The sequence below is a fragment of the Spirosoma fluminis genome (assembly GCF_054778895.1).
The window spans coordinates 1-14383 of sequence record NZ_BAAGZD010000008.1 but is presented as its reverse complement, the minus strand read 5'-3'; the positions used below and the strand labels follow the sequence as shown (position 1 = coordinate 14383).

The following is a 14383-nucleotide window of genomic DNA, read 5'->3' as shown; positions in this document are numbered from 1 at the left end:
TGACTGAGTCAGTTGGATATAAAAACACCTCGCTGGTTCTCCAGCGAGGTGTTTTTATATCTATTAGCCTGACTTGTACGCTTATTACTTGGCCGAAACCGTACCACGCAGCGCACGTGGAATTTCAATACTGGCTACTGGGTTCGACGCTTGTTCGAGCAGTTCGAAACCGCTTACCGGAATTTGACCTACGCGGACAGATTTGCCTAAATCCAGGCCAGATACGTCTACGTCGATGAAATCAGGGATATTCTCGAGGTTGCCTTTCACGCGCAGTTTCCGAACGCGGGTTATCAGCTTACCCCCTTTTTGAACACCCGGAGCCGTACCGACCAGACGAACCGGAACGGCAATTTTAACCGGCTTATCATCCGTTACCAGTAAAAAGTCGGCATGGAGCAGCGAGTCGCTAACGGGGTGGAACTGAGTTTCCTGAAGAACCGCCCGGTACTCAGTACCTTCGATGTTCAGGGCTACTTCATACACGTTTGGCGTGTACAACAAATCACGGAACAGAATAGCGGGTGCGTAAAAATGCACTTGCTCCTGTCCACCATACAATACACACGGAACGTTACCTTCGGCCCGAATCGCTTGTGATTCCGTGCGGCCGAGATTCGCTCGTTGATACCCTACAATCTCGATTTTTTTCATGTTTGTAAACTTTAAAGAGTGAAAGCGCGGAAGAGTGAACGAGAGAAAACCGTCCGCTCCGGCGGTCCAATTTCGCTCTTTCATGCTATCGCGCTTTAATACCTTATAAATAAAGAACTAATAGATTCATGGTCTCTGATACGGCCGATAGCTTTGGCAAATAACTCGGCCACCGACAGTACTCTGATTTTCGGATTGGGCTGCTTCATCGGCAGCGTGTCCGAAACCACCAACTCTTCTAACACCGAGTTGGCAATGTTTTCGTGCGCTTTGCCCGACATGACGGGGTGCGTACACACCGCCCGAACTGACAACGCCCCTTTTTCCCGAATGATCTGGGCCGCCTTCGCCATTGTGCCACCCGTATCGATCAGATCGTCTACGAGTACTACGTTGGCCCCCTCAACATCCCCGATGACCTGCATAGAAGCAATCTCGTTGGCGCGCTTGCGGTGTTTATCGCACAGCACGATGTCGGCGTTGAAATGCTTCGCAAACGTACGGGCCCGATTAGCACCACCTACGTCCGGCGAAGCAATCACCAGGTTCTCCAGATTCAGGCTTTTAATGTACGGCACAAAAACCGACGTACCTTCCAGATGATCCACCGGAAAGTCGAAAAAGCCCTGAATTTGCCCGGCATGCAAATCAATCGTCATCAGCCGATCGACGCCCGAAGCCGCCAGCATGTTCGCCACTAACTTGGCGGCAATAGCAACCCGAGGCTTATCTTTACGATCCTGACGAGCATACCCAAAATACGGAATGACAACCGTAACGTAGTGCGCTGAAGCCCGCCGGGCCGCGTCGACCATGAGCATCAGCTCCATCAGATTGTCGCCCGGTGGGGGGGTCGACTGAATCAGGAACACGTCGCAGCCGCGGACCGACTCCTCGAAACTTGGCGACATTTCACCGTCGCTAAACCGTCGGCAGGTGTAGCCGCCTAAGTCTTTGCCGTAATAGTGAGCGATTTTTTCGGCCAGATAGGTGGATTGACTACCTGAAAAAATCTTGACCGGATTAAACGAAGCCATGGGTGGCGTATAAATTTCCCGCAAAGATACGGAAAAAATGGGCAGATGCAGTACCGCGTTCACATATTCTGTCTGCCAGATAGAGGACAACGGCAGTCTGAACGGGTGATTAAAGGCTTATTAACTAATCGTACGGCACCGGATCAAGAAAACAATTAGGTAAAACAAAGCTTTTTGTCTTTATGACATTACTACCACGCTCGTCTGGTTCTGGCACAACGGTAGCGACAAACCTGGATCAGGATAGCCTAAACAACCTTGTTACGCGTATCGCATCCATTGCGGCCGATACAGATGATGAACAGCGTTTCCCGAGTGAAGCGTTTCAGTATCTGGCTGAAGCAGGGCTGCTGGGTGTTACGTTGCCGGAACAACCTCTTGACAGCCAGCTCCCAACTACCGCTCAGTTGCTGCAACTGTTGAAGCTGATGGGAGCGGGTAACCTGGCGGTGGGACGTATCTACGAGGGCCATATCAACGCCTTAAAGCTGATCAGTTTATATGCGTCCCCCGATCAAAAACAGCTTTGGTATGCCGATGTAGCTGCGCATAATCGTCTGTTCAGCGTCTGGAATACGCAGGCGGCCGACGGGGTGAAAATTCATGCTATTGGCAATGGACGGTACGTACTCGAAGGAGCAAAGACGTTCTGTTCCGGAGCCGGCTGGATTCAGCGGCCGTTAGTAACGGGCGAGCTGGTCGGTGGAGAGAAAACCGGCTGGCAGATGTGTATCATTCCAACCGAACAGGTGAAGGCCATTCCACAGGACGATCGCTTCTGGCAGCCGCTCGGTATGCGTGCATCAGTCAGCTATAAGCTTGACTTTACGGGCGTTGAGCTTAGCGAAAGCGACTTACTTGGCCAGCCCGACGATTACTACCGGCAGCCGCATTTCAGCGGGGGCGCCATCCGGTTTGCGGCTGTACAGTTAGGGGGAGCTGAGGCTTTATTCAACGCAACGCGTGACTATTTATCAACACTCAACCGCACCGACGATTCGTTTCAGCGCACGCGGCTGGGTGAAATGGCGTATCTGATCGAATCCGGAAATCAGTGGATCAATCAGGCGGGAGCAAAGGCTGACGAATGGCTGAATCGAACGAATGAATCGGCCAAGATCATTGCCTATGCCAACATGACCCGCGTGGCGATCGAAGAAATTTGCCTGCGAACCATGCAACTGGCCGAACGGTCGGTGGGCGCACGGGGGCTGATGCGGCCTCTGCCGTTCGAGCGTATTCACCGCGATCTGACGTTCTACCTGCGCCAGCCCGCGCCCGACGCTACTATCGTTGATCTGGGCCACTATGTGCTGACTAATTCAACAAACGCGCATGATCTCTGGCAGTGACAAAGCTGACTTTCTGGACGCGATTGCTCGCCGGATTGATCCGGCCGACCTTTCTCCGATTGGGAACGCCCTGGTGATTGCCCCGCATCCCGATGATGAATCGCTGGGTTGTGGAGGAACGGTGGCCTTGCTGCGTCAGCAGGGATACGTCGTGCAGGTGCTGTTTGTCAGCGATGGCACGATGTCGCACCCGAACTCGCCGAGTTACCCGGCCGAACGGCTGCGCCAGCTACGGGAGACCGAAGCGATGGATGCGATCAAAATTCTGGGTCTGTCGACTGCAGATGCCATGTTCATGCGCCTGAAAGACCGACAGGTTCCTACTCCGGAACAGCCGGGATTTGCCGAGGCCGTTAGGTTCGTGCAGAATCAACTCAATACGTATCAGCCAACGACCGTGTTCGTGCCCTGGCGACGCGACCCGCATCCGGATCATCGGGCCTCCTGGCAGATTCTGCGGGAAGCCCTGACGCAATTGCCGACGCAGCCGCGTGTGTTCGAATACCCGATCTGGCTGTGGGAACTGGGTAACGAAGCCGACCGGCCCCGCCCGGATGAAATGACGGTATGGCAAGTGCCGATCGAGTCGGTTATGACGCAACGTAATCAGGCAATTGCTGCTCACCGATCGCAGGTTACCCGGCTAATTGACGATGATCCAGCCGCGTTCTTTCTGTCCCCCGAATTACTGACGCATTTTGAGGCTCCACGGGAATTGTTTCTGGAAGAAAAACCGATCAATACTTAAAACGGCTTACCCAAACGCCGACTGTGCATAACCTAACAAGTACGATCAGTTGGTTGCTTAACTAATCCCGATTCTTATGTCCAGCGCTACCCTTTCTACTACGTATTTCGACGATGTCTATCGTGCCAGCGACGATCCGTGGGCCTTTGCCACCAGTCCCTACGAGCGTGCAAAATACGAGGCTACCCTGGCTGCGTTACCCAACGACCGCTACGCAAATGCGTTTGAGATTGGCTGCTCCATTGGAGTGCTGACCGAGATGCTGGCTCGCCGGTGCGATCAGCTGCTGTCGGTAGATGCGAGCGAACTGCCGCTGAAAACGGCCCGGCAGCGGCTGGCTCCCTATCCGAACGTAACAATTGAGCAAATGAGCATTCCTGACCAGTTTCCGGATGGCCTGTTCGATTTGATTGTACTTTCGGAAGTAGGCTATTATCTGGACCTGAATGACCTCGACCGAGCACGCCAGTTTATGCTGGATCACCTGACCCAGCGTGGGCACTTGCTGCTGGTGCACTGGACGCCCGTCGTACCGGATTATCCGCTGACGGGCGATCAGGTACATGAGCAATTTATGCACGTAGCCGGTGAAGGGCAACCGCTTGTTCACTTAGTAAATCAGCGTACGGAAAAATACCGGCTGGATTTATTTCAGAAGCAGTAACTAGGTGATGTGCTCAACTGCACCCGCAGGTCCTGAATGGCCTGGGTAATGGGAACGGGTTGCCAATGCTGAGCCCAGCCACTGGTTTCCATCCGGTGCTTCACTTTTTCCCACAAATCGCCAAAAAACAGGGCCTGACCAACCTCCTGTCGAAGCCAGTCCGCATCAAGCTGTAGGGCGCTGGCCACACTCGCCAGGCTACTGGTTGAGCTGGATGCGAATCGACTCAGCCAGATGCTGCGCAGCCGTTGCCGGTTATGCAGCCGGATCATGACCGCTTCGGCTGGTTCTGCCAGCTGGCATGAGGTTTTGCTCTGGCTCATGTCTGCCCAATACCGTAGTTGCTGCGAGAAGCCTACTTCAACCCGGCCTTGCTGGCGAGCTGACGTAATGACTTTCACGTTGGGACTGTGCCTCACTTTCGCATCGGCCCGAAATAAGGCCCAGTAAAAAGCTTCATCTTCCAGATACGGCTTTGGTGGAAGTCCACCAACGCGCTCGTACGTTTGGCAGGTAACGGCTACACTCGCCCCAAAGTGCTGAAAATGACGGGGCCACGGATCGTGCGCGCTGGGGTCTAGCAGTGCTTCGGCTTTGGCGACTAAAGTTCGGTACATTACGTCGCGCAGGTGATAGAGCCGCACGTTGCTTGCGTCGCGGTGCGTGAGAATGCGTCCGCCAACGGCGTCGTTGCCATTGGCAATCTCCCGCATAATGTGATGCAGCCAGTACGTATCAACAACGGTATCTCCATCTGTTGATGCAATGATGCCTTCTGGTTTGCCGATACTCATCAGCCGACGGTGGGCATCGTCCATCAGCATCCGCCGAACCGTACCGATGTTCGCCTGGGGCGCTGGCAGCTTGATTTGAGCAATGTGCAACGAAAAATCCGGGTGTTGCTGCTGATAACGAAGGGCAACATCATACGTCTGATCGGTGCAGTTGTTCGCCAGCAGCAACACTTCATAAATGGCCGGATTGAGCGGCTGACCATCGGCGTCTTGTTGATGACGAAGGGCGTCGAGGGTAGACGTAATGTGATGGGCTTCGTTACGCGCGGGTATAATTACGCTGATCTGAAGCTGGTCAGAGGGTGGATTCCGGGAAAACAAATGCGGTTCGTTGATACGTTGAGTATACTATACGTACAGTCTTTTGAATAGGGCTGCCGCCGTACAGCACTGCCGCCTGGCAGCTACGTTCGATGTAACCGAGTGTAGATGAATAATGTTATTTAAGTTCGAAAAGAGTATTTTCTATGTGTTGATAATCAGTTTACTACGTAGAGTTAAGATTGGCAGACCGGGTTTGCAGGCGCTGAAGTACCCATACGCACAGCAGAGCCGCCAGCGTACCAATGCCCGCACCAGCAAGTATATCGAGGGGGTAGTGCGCACCGACATAGATGCGACTATAAGCAACCAGAACGGCCCATAGATACACCCACTTCGCCGACGGGTGCTGTTTGCCGACTAATAACCACAGCCCCGTTGCCAGAGCAAACGTATTGGCCGCGTGCGATGAGGCAAAACCGTACTGACCGCCACATTCCAGCACCGGATGAATCAGACGCTGTAGGGCGGGCTCATGGCAGGGACGAAGGCGCAAAGTCAGGGGTTTCAGCAAAGCAGAAGCCATCTGGTCGCTGATGGCCACAGCCGAAGCTAAGCTTAAAATCATCCAAAGCGCCTGCTTTTTATACTGGTAGATGAGCCAGCCAATCAGCAGGGCGTAAAACGGAAACCAGGTGTTGCGCTCCGTGGCAAATACCATGATGGGGTCAAGCCAGGGCGCATATTGGCCATTGAGCCACAAAAAGAGATCAGTGTCGAGTCGGTTAAGCGTTTCGCGCATTCAGTGTACGGCGGTAGGGGGGCTGCTTTTGCTGTTAAAAAATGTCCTGGCAAAATTCGACACTTTGGCCGGGCTGAACAAATGCATTTACGGTAACTAACAAACCTGACCGTTCACAAAATCAACAAGCTGTTTTTCTGGGACTAAGTTGCAGCTTTGAATGAACGCCAAACTGATACGCTCATTTATGCTACGAGAAGATATTGTTAGTTTTCCAGAACTCGCTCATCAGGAGTTTCAGCATTCCCTGGATCGGGATGCGACCGGTATTCTAAAAGGGATCGATAAATTTAAATCGATCATCGGGACGCTAAATTCATACGTCGAACACGCTCAGCATTATCATAATAGCTCATCCTGCGTTCGGGTTAGTGACGTCCAGTATCCATCATTGTACCGAGCTTATACCAAGATGGCACAGGTGCTTGACGTTCAGAAACTACCAGACCTATACATCGAGACTATAGACGAGATTAATGCCTACGCCAGCGGTATTCAACGGTACAGCATTACCGTTAACTCCGGGTTGCTAGACATTCTGACGGAGCGGGAAGTGTTGGCTATCATTGGTCATGAGTTAGGCCATGTGAAGTGTGACCACATGTTTTATAATACATTTACGTACTTCATTCGGTATTTTGGAGGATCCGTAACCGGTATGATTCCGCCCCCGTTCAACAGCGCGCTGGATTTAAGCGTTCAGTTGGCTTTGCTCGAATGGAGCCGCCGGGCGGAGTTTTCGGCCGATCGGGCGGCTCTGCTCGCTACCCAGGACGTAGTCGCTGTTACCGAAGCCTTAGGTAAGATAGCTGGCTATTCGAAAACCCTTAGCGACCCAATCAGTGTAGAAGCCATTCAGCAGCAGGCTGATGCGTTTCAGGAATACGTTGACGATAACTGGATGGCAAAGTTTATTAAAGTACAGTCGATGTTGAGACAAACGCACCCCTACACGGTGCTACGGGTGAAAGAGATTCTGAGTTGGTCCGACTCCGAACACTATAAACAGATCCTGAGTGGTAATTATCAGAAATTAGGCGCTCAGCCCGCTGCATTGCCAAAAGATCCAGCCAGTCCGGAGGAACCTAATGCGGCCCAAAAAGCGGCTTCGGCGCTTACGGCCTCGCTGTCGACGGGACTGAAAGGGTTTGGTAGTTTCGGTAAGAAGTCAGCAGGCGCAGACGAAGTGAATTGAGCCTGGTTATCACGTAATGAGTCTACTTGATGCTACGCCTTCAAGAAAGTAGACTCATTACGTGGCATGTAATCATCCAGACGACTTGTATTACAATAACGTGAGTTATCGGTATAAGTGACAGACTGAGTCTTGCTGATGCCGTCTGAGGCTACCTCAGCTTTTTATCCATTATTCAGATTACAACACCAGAAACTGACTCAGGTAATTGCGGGCGGTCAGAATCGCGGTCTGAACATCTTCGGGACTGCCTTCGTAAGCTTTATCTTCTACTTCAATGCAGATCGGTCCGCGGTAGCGCACATCGGTTAACGCAGCAAAGAAGTCGCGCCAGCGAACATCTCCCAGGCCGGGGAGTTTTGGCGAATGATACTCCAGCGGATTGGCCATAATACCGACCCGGTCAAGCTTCCCCCGATACAGCTTTACGTCCTTGAGGTGGATATGGTGCAAACGGTCGCGGTAGTCGTAAATGGGCTGAACCTCGTCCATAATCTGCCAGATCATGTGACTTGGATCGTAGTTCAGTCCGAGCGCGCGCGACGGAATAATCTCGAACATACGATCCCAGACAGCGGGAGTCGTAGCCAGGTTTTTGCCACCCGGCCATTCGTCGTCGGTAAACCACATCGGGCAGTTTTCGATGCCAATCCTGATGTTGTTCTCTTCGGCAACCTTTATGATGGCTGGCCAGTGTTCGGCGAACAGCTTCAGGTTGTCGCTGATGCTGAGCGATGGGTTTCGGCCGATGAACGTATTGACCACCGGAATGCCCAGTTTAGCCGCTGCCCGGATAATCTTTTTGATGTGTTCGCGGTAGAACTCAGCCTGCTCGGCATTCGGATCGAGAGGGTTGGGGTAGTAGCCTAAGCCTGAAATATAAATGCCGTTTTGCTGCGTTAACGACTGGATCTGCTCGACATTGAGGTTATCGACATCAATGTGCGTAACGCCCGCGTAGCGTCGGGCATCCGCGTTACCGGTGGGCCAGCACATGACTTCAACGCACTTAAACTTATGGTCAGCGGCAAACTTAAGCACGCTATTCAGATCATAATCGCCGAGAATGGCAGAGACAAAGCCGAGGTCGAGCATATAAGAAGGGGTAAAGGAGAAATAAGTTACTGGGCAAAATTAGCAATCAGATGCAATGGACGTACCATTCGAGCAGTTGGCTTCTGGATCAATACCCTTTTGGTTCGGCAATCGGAGGAACGGGGGAATCGGCCATGACAACGCCAAATCGCCGATACGCTTCTTCCAGAATAGCGGCCGTAGCGGAGGTGCCCAGGCGCGTTACGCCCATTTCCTTAATCCTGAGCAGACCATCGAGGGTGCGAACGCCACCGGCTGCTTTAACCTGAACACCCTGGTCAACGTGATCGAGCATCAACCGAAGATCGTGTTCGGTGGCTCCTTCGTAATGGTACGTACCATCCGCTGCTTTTACAAAACCGTAGCCCGTGGAGGTCTTAACAAATTCGGCACCGACAGCCGTACAGATTTCGCAGAGCCGGATTTTAGGCATGTCATCCGGTAGCAGGTTGTTCTCGAAGATAACTTTCAGAATTGCACCATGTTCCCGGCAGGTTTCGTGAACCGCCTGTATCTCGCTTTGCACATAAGCCCAATCAGCGCTCAGCACTTTACCGATATTTACAACCATGTCGATCTCTACGGCTCCGTCGCGACAGGCTTGTCTTGTCTCAGCTACTTTTAGGCTAATCGTGCTACTACCATGCGGAAAGCCGATCACCGTCCCGACCAGAACACCAGAACCAGCGAGCAAGTCCTTTGCCAGGGAGACTGCATAGGGTTTGATACAAACTGATGCTACGTCGTACGCGAGTGCCAGCATACAACCCGCCCGAAGTTCGGCGTCGGTCATCGTCGGATGCAGAAGCGCATGATCGATCATTTTAGCGATCTCCCGAACACGTAACGCGTTGGAATTTGTCATGATAACTTGAGGGAGTTGACGTGGGCTATAACCACATAACCACCTTTTATATAAAAACGGAGTCCTGACTAGTTAGCTTTAGTCAGGACTCTGGTTTACGATTAATTGAACCCTAGTTTCTCGCGTACACGGGCGATGGTCTGGCTGGCGATGGCGTGGGCTTTTTCTTCGCCACGCCGAAGTTCAGCTTCCAGCGCGTCATTATTGTCCATGTAGTACATAAAGCGTTCGCGCTCGGTGGCAAACCGATCAACAATGAGTTCATACAACGCTTTCTTGGCGGTGCCGTAGCCGAAGTTGCCGCCTTCATACAGCCGACGCATCTCCGCGGTTTGCTCGTCTGAGGCCAGCAGTGAATACAACTGGAACGTAATGTCGGTATCTGGATTCTTGGCTTCTTCGAGCGGTGTCGAATCGGACTTGATCTTTTTGATTACTTTCCACAGCTCGTTGTCGGGCAGAAATACGTCGATGTAGTTGTTATACGACTTACTCATCTTCTGGCCGTCGATGCCGGGAATGGTCATCAGGCGGTCGTCGATCTGCGCATCAGGGAGCACAAATACGTCTTCCTCGTACTGCCGATTAAAAGCGCTGGCAATGTCGCGCGTCATTTCAATATGCTGGCGCTGGTCTTTACCGACCGGAATAATTTCGGCATCGTAGAGCAGAATATCAGCCGCCTGTAGCACCGGATACACGAACAGACCGGCGTTTACAACGGAGAGCTTATCCGATTTTTCTTTAAACGACGTAGCGTTGTTAAGCATCGGAAAAGGCGTAAAGCAGCTTAAATGCCAGGCCAGTTCCGTATGCTCCGGTACGCGCGATTGCCGCCAGAACGTATTTTTCTCCGTGTCAAGCCCAAAGGCTAACCAGGTAGCGGCTACAGCGCGGGTAAACTCCCGGCGCATGGACCCGTCCTTAATGGTCGTTAACGAATGCAGATCGGCAATGAATAAAAACGACTCGTTGTCGGGTTGTTTCGATAAGTCAATAGCGGGCTTAATGGCCCCCAGTATGTTGCCTAAGTGCGGTCGACCGCTGCTTTGAATTCCAGTTAAAATGCGTGCCATTATTAAATTATAGAGAGCTATATAGCTGCAAAGTTGTCGAGTTAAATCTGCGTTAGCTAACCCGACAACTTTACGACTGCGCAACTGTAAACCTTACTTTCCCTGCGCTTCGACAACGGCGATGGCGACCATATTGACAATCTCGCGCTCCGATGAACCCAATTGCAGGACGTACACCGGCTTGCGAATACCCAGCAGAATCGGCCCGATGGCGTCGAAACCAGCGGCTTCGCTCATCAGGTTGTAGGCGATGTTGGCGGCAGACAAGTTTGGGAAAATCAACGTATTGGCCCCTTCGCCCACAAGCTTGCTGAACGGGTGATTCTGCTGAAGCAACTCCGTATTGAACGCAAGGTGAGCCTGAATTTCGCCGTCAACGATAAGGTCTGGATGCTTACGTTGCAGGATTTCGACCGCCCGATTCATCTTTTCGGCGTCTTCGCCTTTAGCGCTGCCGAAGTTCGAATACGTCACCAGCGCGATGCGTGGCTTGATATTGAATCGCTCGACGGTGCGGGCGGTCATCTCCGTAATCTCAACAATCTCGTCGGCCGTGGGGTTGAAATTAACCGTTGTGTCGGAGAAGAAGAGCGGTCCGCGCTTGGTCAGCAGAATGTACATGCCCGCCACTTTCTGAACGCCCGGTTCTTTACCGATCACCTGCAAAGCGGGCCGGATCGTATCGGGGTAGGAGCGGGTCAATCCTGAAATCAGCGCGTCGGCCTCGCCCGTTTCGACCATCATGGCCCCGAAGTAGTTGCGGTAGTACATCAGTTTCCGCGCTTCGGTCGCGTTGACCCCTTTGCGCTTCCGCTTGTCGAAGTAGACATCGGCAAACCGATCGATCAACTCACGTTGCTCCGGCGCTCTCGGATCAATGATCGGAATGTTGCCAAGATCGAGACTATTATCCGTAATAATCTGCTGAACCTTATCGATCTCACCCAGGAGAATCGGGTAGGCAATGCCTTCATCACGAACCTGCTGGGCCGCTTTCAGTACCTTCAGGTTCTCGGCATCAGCGAAGACAACCCGTTTGGGATTCGTTTTCGCCTTGTTCAGAATTACCCGCGAAATCTGGTTGTCGTGACCTAACCGACGGGCAAGCTGGCCTTCGTACGCTTCCCAATCGGTAATCGGCTGGCGGGCCATGCCTGAATCCATTGCGGCTTTCGCAACGGCGGGTGCTACGGTCGCCAACAGGCGTGGATCAACCGGTTTGGGCAGAATATAGGTACGGCCAAACACCATGTTGTCCTGGCCGTAAGCGAGGTTCACAATATCAGGGACCGGCTTTTTGGCTAAGTCCGCCAGGGCGTACGTAGCCGCCAGCTTCATAGCTTCATTAATTTCGGTGGCCCGAACGTCCAGCGCACCCCGGAAAATGTAGGGAAAGCCGAGTACGTTATTAACCTGGTTCGGATAGTCGGAGCGACCCGTAGCCATGATGATGTCCGGCCGGGCGGCCATAGCCTCGTCATAGCTGATCTCGGGATTGGGGTTAGCCATCGCAAAGACAATGGCATCTTTCGCCATCGATTTGATCAGATCCTGAGTAACGATATTTCCCTTCGATAACCCCACAAATACGTCGGCTCCGGCAAAGGCATCGGCCAACGACTGAATGTCCCGCGACGTAGCGAACGGACGCATAATCTCATTGAGATCGGTACGGTCGGTACGTAACGGCCCGTTTACGTCGAACATGATGATGTTCTCGGTTCTGGCCCCTAACGCTACGTATTGACGGGCGCAGGAAATAGCCGCAGCACCCGCGCCCAGGAATACGAACTGCGCCGTTTCTATCCGTTTGTTAACCAGTTCCAGGGCGTTCAGCAGGGCCGCGCCACTCACAATGGCCGTACCATGCTGATCGTCGTGCATCACCGGAATGTTCAGCTCCTGACGTAACCGATCTTCAATGGCAAAGCATTCGGGCGCTTTAATGTCTTCGAGGTTGACACCGCCGAACGTCGGTTCGAGGATCTTGACCGTCCGAACAAACTCGTCGGGGTCTTTAGTATTTAATTCGATGTCGAATACGTCGATATCAGCGTAGATCTTGAACAAAAGCCCTTTCCCTTCCATGACAGGCTTACTGGCCGAAGCACCAATATCGCCCAGCCCTAAAACAGCCGTTCCGTTACTGATAACGGCAACGAGGTTTCCTTTGGCGGTGTACTTGTATGCATCGTCGGGATTGGCTTCAATGGCCAGACAGGGCTCGGCCACGCCGGGCGAGTAAGCAAGCGACAGGTCGCGCTGGGTGCTATATTCTTTGGTCGGAATGACTTCAAGCTTACCCGGACGCCCCTTGGCGTGGTAATCAAGGGCATCTTCGCGCCGGATTTTTTGCTGCATAACAATTGAAGTTGATGATGAACGTTCTGTAGTTCAGTTTGGGAAGGCGAAGGTACGGAAAAAGTTAGCGGGGTTCGCGGTCAACCTGGCCGGAGTACCTTGAGCCGGTCGACATAGACCCAGCCCGTCCAGCACAAGAGAAGCAGAATACTGGAGAGAATGGTACGTTGCAGCGGGTTCGTATGCGTCGGTTCCTGAACCGGTCCGGGCGTTTCCAATTGGACTCTGGTGCTTTGTTGGACGCCAAAAACCATAATCTGTTTGTAGTTATCGTACTTGTCGCCAAAGGTAAGTGGCTCTGTGCGGGCTATCTTTTTGCGAAAATCACTCTCCCGGATACGTAACGCAATGGGCTGGTTCAGTTCAATAGCCGACTTTACATGCCGAATATTTGTCTCATAGGATTTACGACTTACGTAGAATGTGAAGGCTGGGTAGTTGTGCAGCTGTACGAATAATCCTTTAAAAATTCCTTTCGGGTTATTGAGTGTAACCCGTTTCACGAGACCGTTGACGTTGACAAGTTTAGCGGGTTGTTTCCCATCTTGATTGTGGGCAAGGTAGCCGTATGCGATGTTGGCCGAAATTAATAACGCTAATCCACCGATGAGCCAGCGAAGACGGTTCCGTTGAGCTACGTTTATTGCCTTTTGATAGGGTAAAGGCTGACCGTAGTCACTGAGCTGCTCTTTCAACAACTCGTAATCGGCAAATTCATTCGACTTAACGACGAAAACATCATCGGTTAGGTATACCGTGAACACGTTAAATTTACGCCCATTCTTATCGATGTCTGCCCGCTCGTTATAGCCGACTATAACGTCATAGCCGAAGCGCTTAGGCGCTTGTGCGACCCTCTTGACGACAAATGAGTCATCAAATAGCCGTACAGAAGTCGTTTGCTGGCCGAACTCTTTAACAAGTGAGACCCAGATAAATCCGCACAGCGAATAAAAGAATAATAACGTATCTAAATCTGGATAGGCTTGCCCGGCCGTGGCGATCATGAAGGGGACAAATACTGTTGACCCGAACAGCAGTATAAACACCAGCCACAGAAGAGATAAGGCTTTCGGCTTGATCGTGAACTGATTCTTACGTTGAGTGACAATGGCCATGCACAAATTTGCGATTTACGAATACAATTTACGGATGGAAAAAATTATATTCCCAAGTTGATCCGCAAGCACGTCTACAAAGTTTGTATTTACTCAATGGCGCTACTACTGGCCAATTGTTTCATGAACTACGTCGTGCATCCTTATACGGTGAGAAGTAGACGTAACAGAATGGAGTTTAGTTTGCCTGCGTATTGCTCTTTATTGGCTGTTTGTAGTGTTACCTTTATCTGTAAGTTAACATGAACTGTGTTAAAAGTCAAGTTAAAGAGCGTATAACGGGCTGATAATTCGGATCATAGTCTTCGTTGAATTTAACCACTGCATACGCCTGGCGAAGCAGTTTGTTGACCACCGCCAT

General features: G+C 51.9%; 13 protein-coding genes. 4 read left to right on the top strand and 9 right to left on the bottom strand.

What is annotated here, in order from left to right; translation table 11 throughout:
* Positions 1 to 84: 84 nt before the first annotated feature.
* Both ACYVBJ_RS13085 and ACYVBJ_RS13080 read right to left on the bottom strand, forming a co-directional pair.
* Positions 85 to 654 (bottom strand): 50S ribosomal protein L25/general stress protein Ctc, encoded by a 570-nt coding sequence (locus tag ACYVBJ_RS13085; RefSeq protein WP_460982752.1) that lies wholly within the window; start codon positions 652 to 654, stop codon positions 85 to 87.
* A gap of 95 nt (positions 655 to 749) precedes the next feature.
* Positions 750 to 1691, bottom strand: a complete 942-nt coding sequence (locus tag ACYVBJ_RS13080) for a ribose-phosphate pyrophosphokinase (RefSeq protein WP_460978956.1) — start codon at positions 1689 to 1691, stop codon at positions 750 to 752.
* Between the two features lie 182 nt (positions 1692 to 1873).
* Between ACYVBJ_RS13080 and ACYVBJ_RS13075 the strand changes: the two genes are divergently transcribed.
* From ACYVBJ_RS13075 to ACYVBJ_RS13065, 3 genes are all read left to right on the top strand, one after another.
* Complete coding sequence (locus ACYVBJ_RS13075; RefSeq protein ID WP_460982751.1) at positions 1874 to 3043, top strand: acyl-CoA dehydrogenase family protein; 1170 nt, start codon at positions 1874 to 1876, stop codon at positions 3041 to 3043.
* A complete protein-coding gene (locus ACYVBJ_RS13070) occupies positions 3027 to 3791 on the top strand; it encodes a PIG-L deacetylase family protein (protein ID WP_460982750.1) in 765 nt (254 codons plus the stop codon). The genes ACYVBJ_RS13075 and ACYVBJ_RS13070 overlap by 17 nt, the downstream gene beginning before the upstream one ends.
* A gap of 76 nt (positions 3792 to 3867) precedes the next feature.
* Positions 3868 to 4455, top strand: coding sequence for a class I SAM-dependent DNA methyltransferase (locus ACYVBJ_RS13065; protein ID WP_460982749.1), 588 nt, complete (start codon positions 3868 to 3870; stop codon positions 4453 to 4455).
* Here ACYVBJ_RS13065 and ACYVBJ_RS13060 read toward each other — a convergent pair.
* Both ACYVBJ_RS13060 and ACYVBJ_RS13055 read right to left on the bottom strand, forming a co-directional pair.
* Positions 4443 to 5570, bottom strand: a complete 1128-nt coding sequence (locus ACYVBJ_RS13060) for a glycosyltransferase family 2 protein (RefSeq protein ID WP_460982748.1) — start codon at positions 5568 to 5570, stop codon at positions 4443 to 4445. The two genes, ACYVBJ_RS13065 and ACYVBJ_RS13060, sit on opposite strands and share 13 nt — an antisense overlap.
* Positions 5571 to 5736: 166 nt before the next feature.
* Positions 5737 to 6312: a phosphatase PAP2 family protein gene (locus ACYVBJ_RS13055; protein WP_460982747.1), complete on the bottom strand. Its 576-nt coding sequence runs from the start codon at positions 6310 to 6312 to the stop codon at positions 5737 to 5739.
* Between the two features lie 187 nt (positions 6313 to 6499).
* Here ACYVBJ_RS13055 and ACYVBJ_RS13050 point away from each other — a divergent pair, with 187 nt between their 5' ends.
* Positions 6500 to 7507, top strand: coding sequence for a M48 family metallopeptidase (locus tag ACYVBJ_RS13050; RefSeq protein WP_460982746.1), 1008 nt, complete (start codon positions 6500 to 6502; stop codon positions 7505 to 7507).
* Positions 7508 to 7687: 180 nt separating this feature from the next.
* Here ACYVBJ_RS13050 and ACYVBJ_RS13045 read toward each other — a convergent pair whose 3' ends face one another.
* The 5 genes from ACYVBJ_RS13045 to ACYVBJ_RS13025 form a co-directional block, all read right to left on the bottom strand.
* Positions 7688 to 8602: a sugar phosphate isomerase/epimerase family protein gene (locus ACYVBJ_RS13045; RefSeq protein WP_460982745.1), complete on the bottom strand. Its 915-nt coding sequence runs from the start codon at positions 8600 to 8602 to the stop codon at positions 7688 to 7690.
* Between the two features lie 88 nt (positions 8603 to 8690).
* Positions 8691 to 9467, bottom strand: coding sequence for a deoxyribose-phosphate aldolase (gene deoC, locus ACYVBJ_RS13040; RefSeq protein WP_460982744.1), 777 nt, complete (start codon positions 9465 to 9467; stop codon positions 8691 to 8693).
* A 101-nt stretch (positions 9468 to 9568) separates the two neighbouring features.
* Positions 9569 to 10543 (bottom strand): tryptophan--tRNA ligase, encoded by a 975-nt coding sequence (trpS, locus tag ACYVBJ_RS13035; protein WP_460982743.1) that lies wholly within the window; start codon positions 10541 to 10543, stop codon positions 9569 to 9571.
* Between the two features lie 93 nt (positions 10544 to 10636).
* Positions 10637 to 12904, bottom strand: a complete 2268-nt coding sequence (locus tag ACYVBJ_RS13030; RefSeq protein WP_460982742.1) for an NADP-dependent malic enzyme — start codon at positions 12902 to 12904, stop codon at positions 10637 to 10639.
* Positions 12905 to 12984: 80 nt separating this feature from the next.
* Positions 12985 to 14022, bottom strand: coding sequence for a hypothetical protein (locus tag ACYVBJ_RS13025; RefSeq protein ID WP_460982741.1), 1038 nt, complete (start codon positions 14020 to 14022; stop codon positions 12985 to 12987).
* Positions 14023 to 14383: the final 361 nt, after the last annotated feature.

Excerpts from the sequence above, each read along its gene's own strand:
- ACYVBJ_RS13025 (WP_460982741.1), bottom strand. The coding sequence starts at position 14,022 with ATGGCCATTGTCACTCAACGTAAGAATCAGTTCACGATCAAGCCGAAA.
- ACYVBJ_RS13050 (WP_460982746.1), top strand. The coding sequence starts at position 6,500 with ATGCTACGAGAAGATATTGTTAGTTTTCCAGAACTCGCTCATCAGGAG.
- ACYVBJ_RS13065 (WP_460982749.1), top strand. The coding sequence starts at position 3,868 with ATGTCCAGCGCTACCCTTTCTACTACGTATTTCGACGATGTCTATCGT.
- ACYVBJ_RS13030 (WP_460982742.1), bottom strand. The coding sequence starts at position 12,904 with ATGCAGCAAAAAATCCGGCGCGAAGATGCCCTTGATTACCACGCCAAG.
- ACYVBJ_RS13075 (WP_460982751.1), top strand. The coding sequence starts at position 1,874 with ATGACATTACTACCACGCTCGTCTGGTTCTGGCACAACGGTAGCGACA.
- ACYVBJ_RS13070 (WP_460982750.1), top strand. The coding sequence starts at position 3,027 with ATGATCTCTGGCAGTGACAAAGCTGACTTTCTGGACGCGATTGCTCGC.
- ACYVBJ_RS13055 (WP_460982747.1), bottom strand. The coding sequence starts at position 6,312 with ATGCGCGAAACGCTTAACCGACTCGACACTGATCTCTTTTTGTGGCTC.
- trpS (WP_460982743.1), bottom strand. The coding sequence starts at position 10,543 with ATGGCACGCATTTTAACTGGAATTCAAAGCAGCGGTCGACCGCACTTA.
- deoC (WP_460982744.1), bottom strand. The coding sequence starts at position 9,467 with ATGACAAATTCCAACGCGTTACGTGTTCGGGAGATCGCTAAAATGATC.
- ACYVBJ_RS13085 (WP_460982752.1), bottom strand. The coding sequence starts at position 654 with ATGAAAAAAATCGAGATTGTAGGGTATCAACGAGCGAATCTCGGCCGC.
- ACYVBJ_RS13080 (WP_460978956.1), bottom strand. The coding sequence starts at position 1,691 with ATGGCTTCGTTTAATCCGGTCAAGATTTTTTCAGGTAGTCAATCCACC.
- ACYVBJ_RS13045 (WP_460982745.1), bottom strand. The coding sequence starts at position 8,602 with ATGCTCGACCTCGGCTTTGTCTCTGCCATTCTCGGCGATTATGATCTG.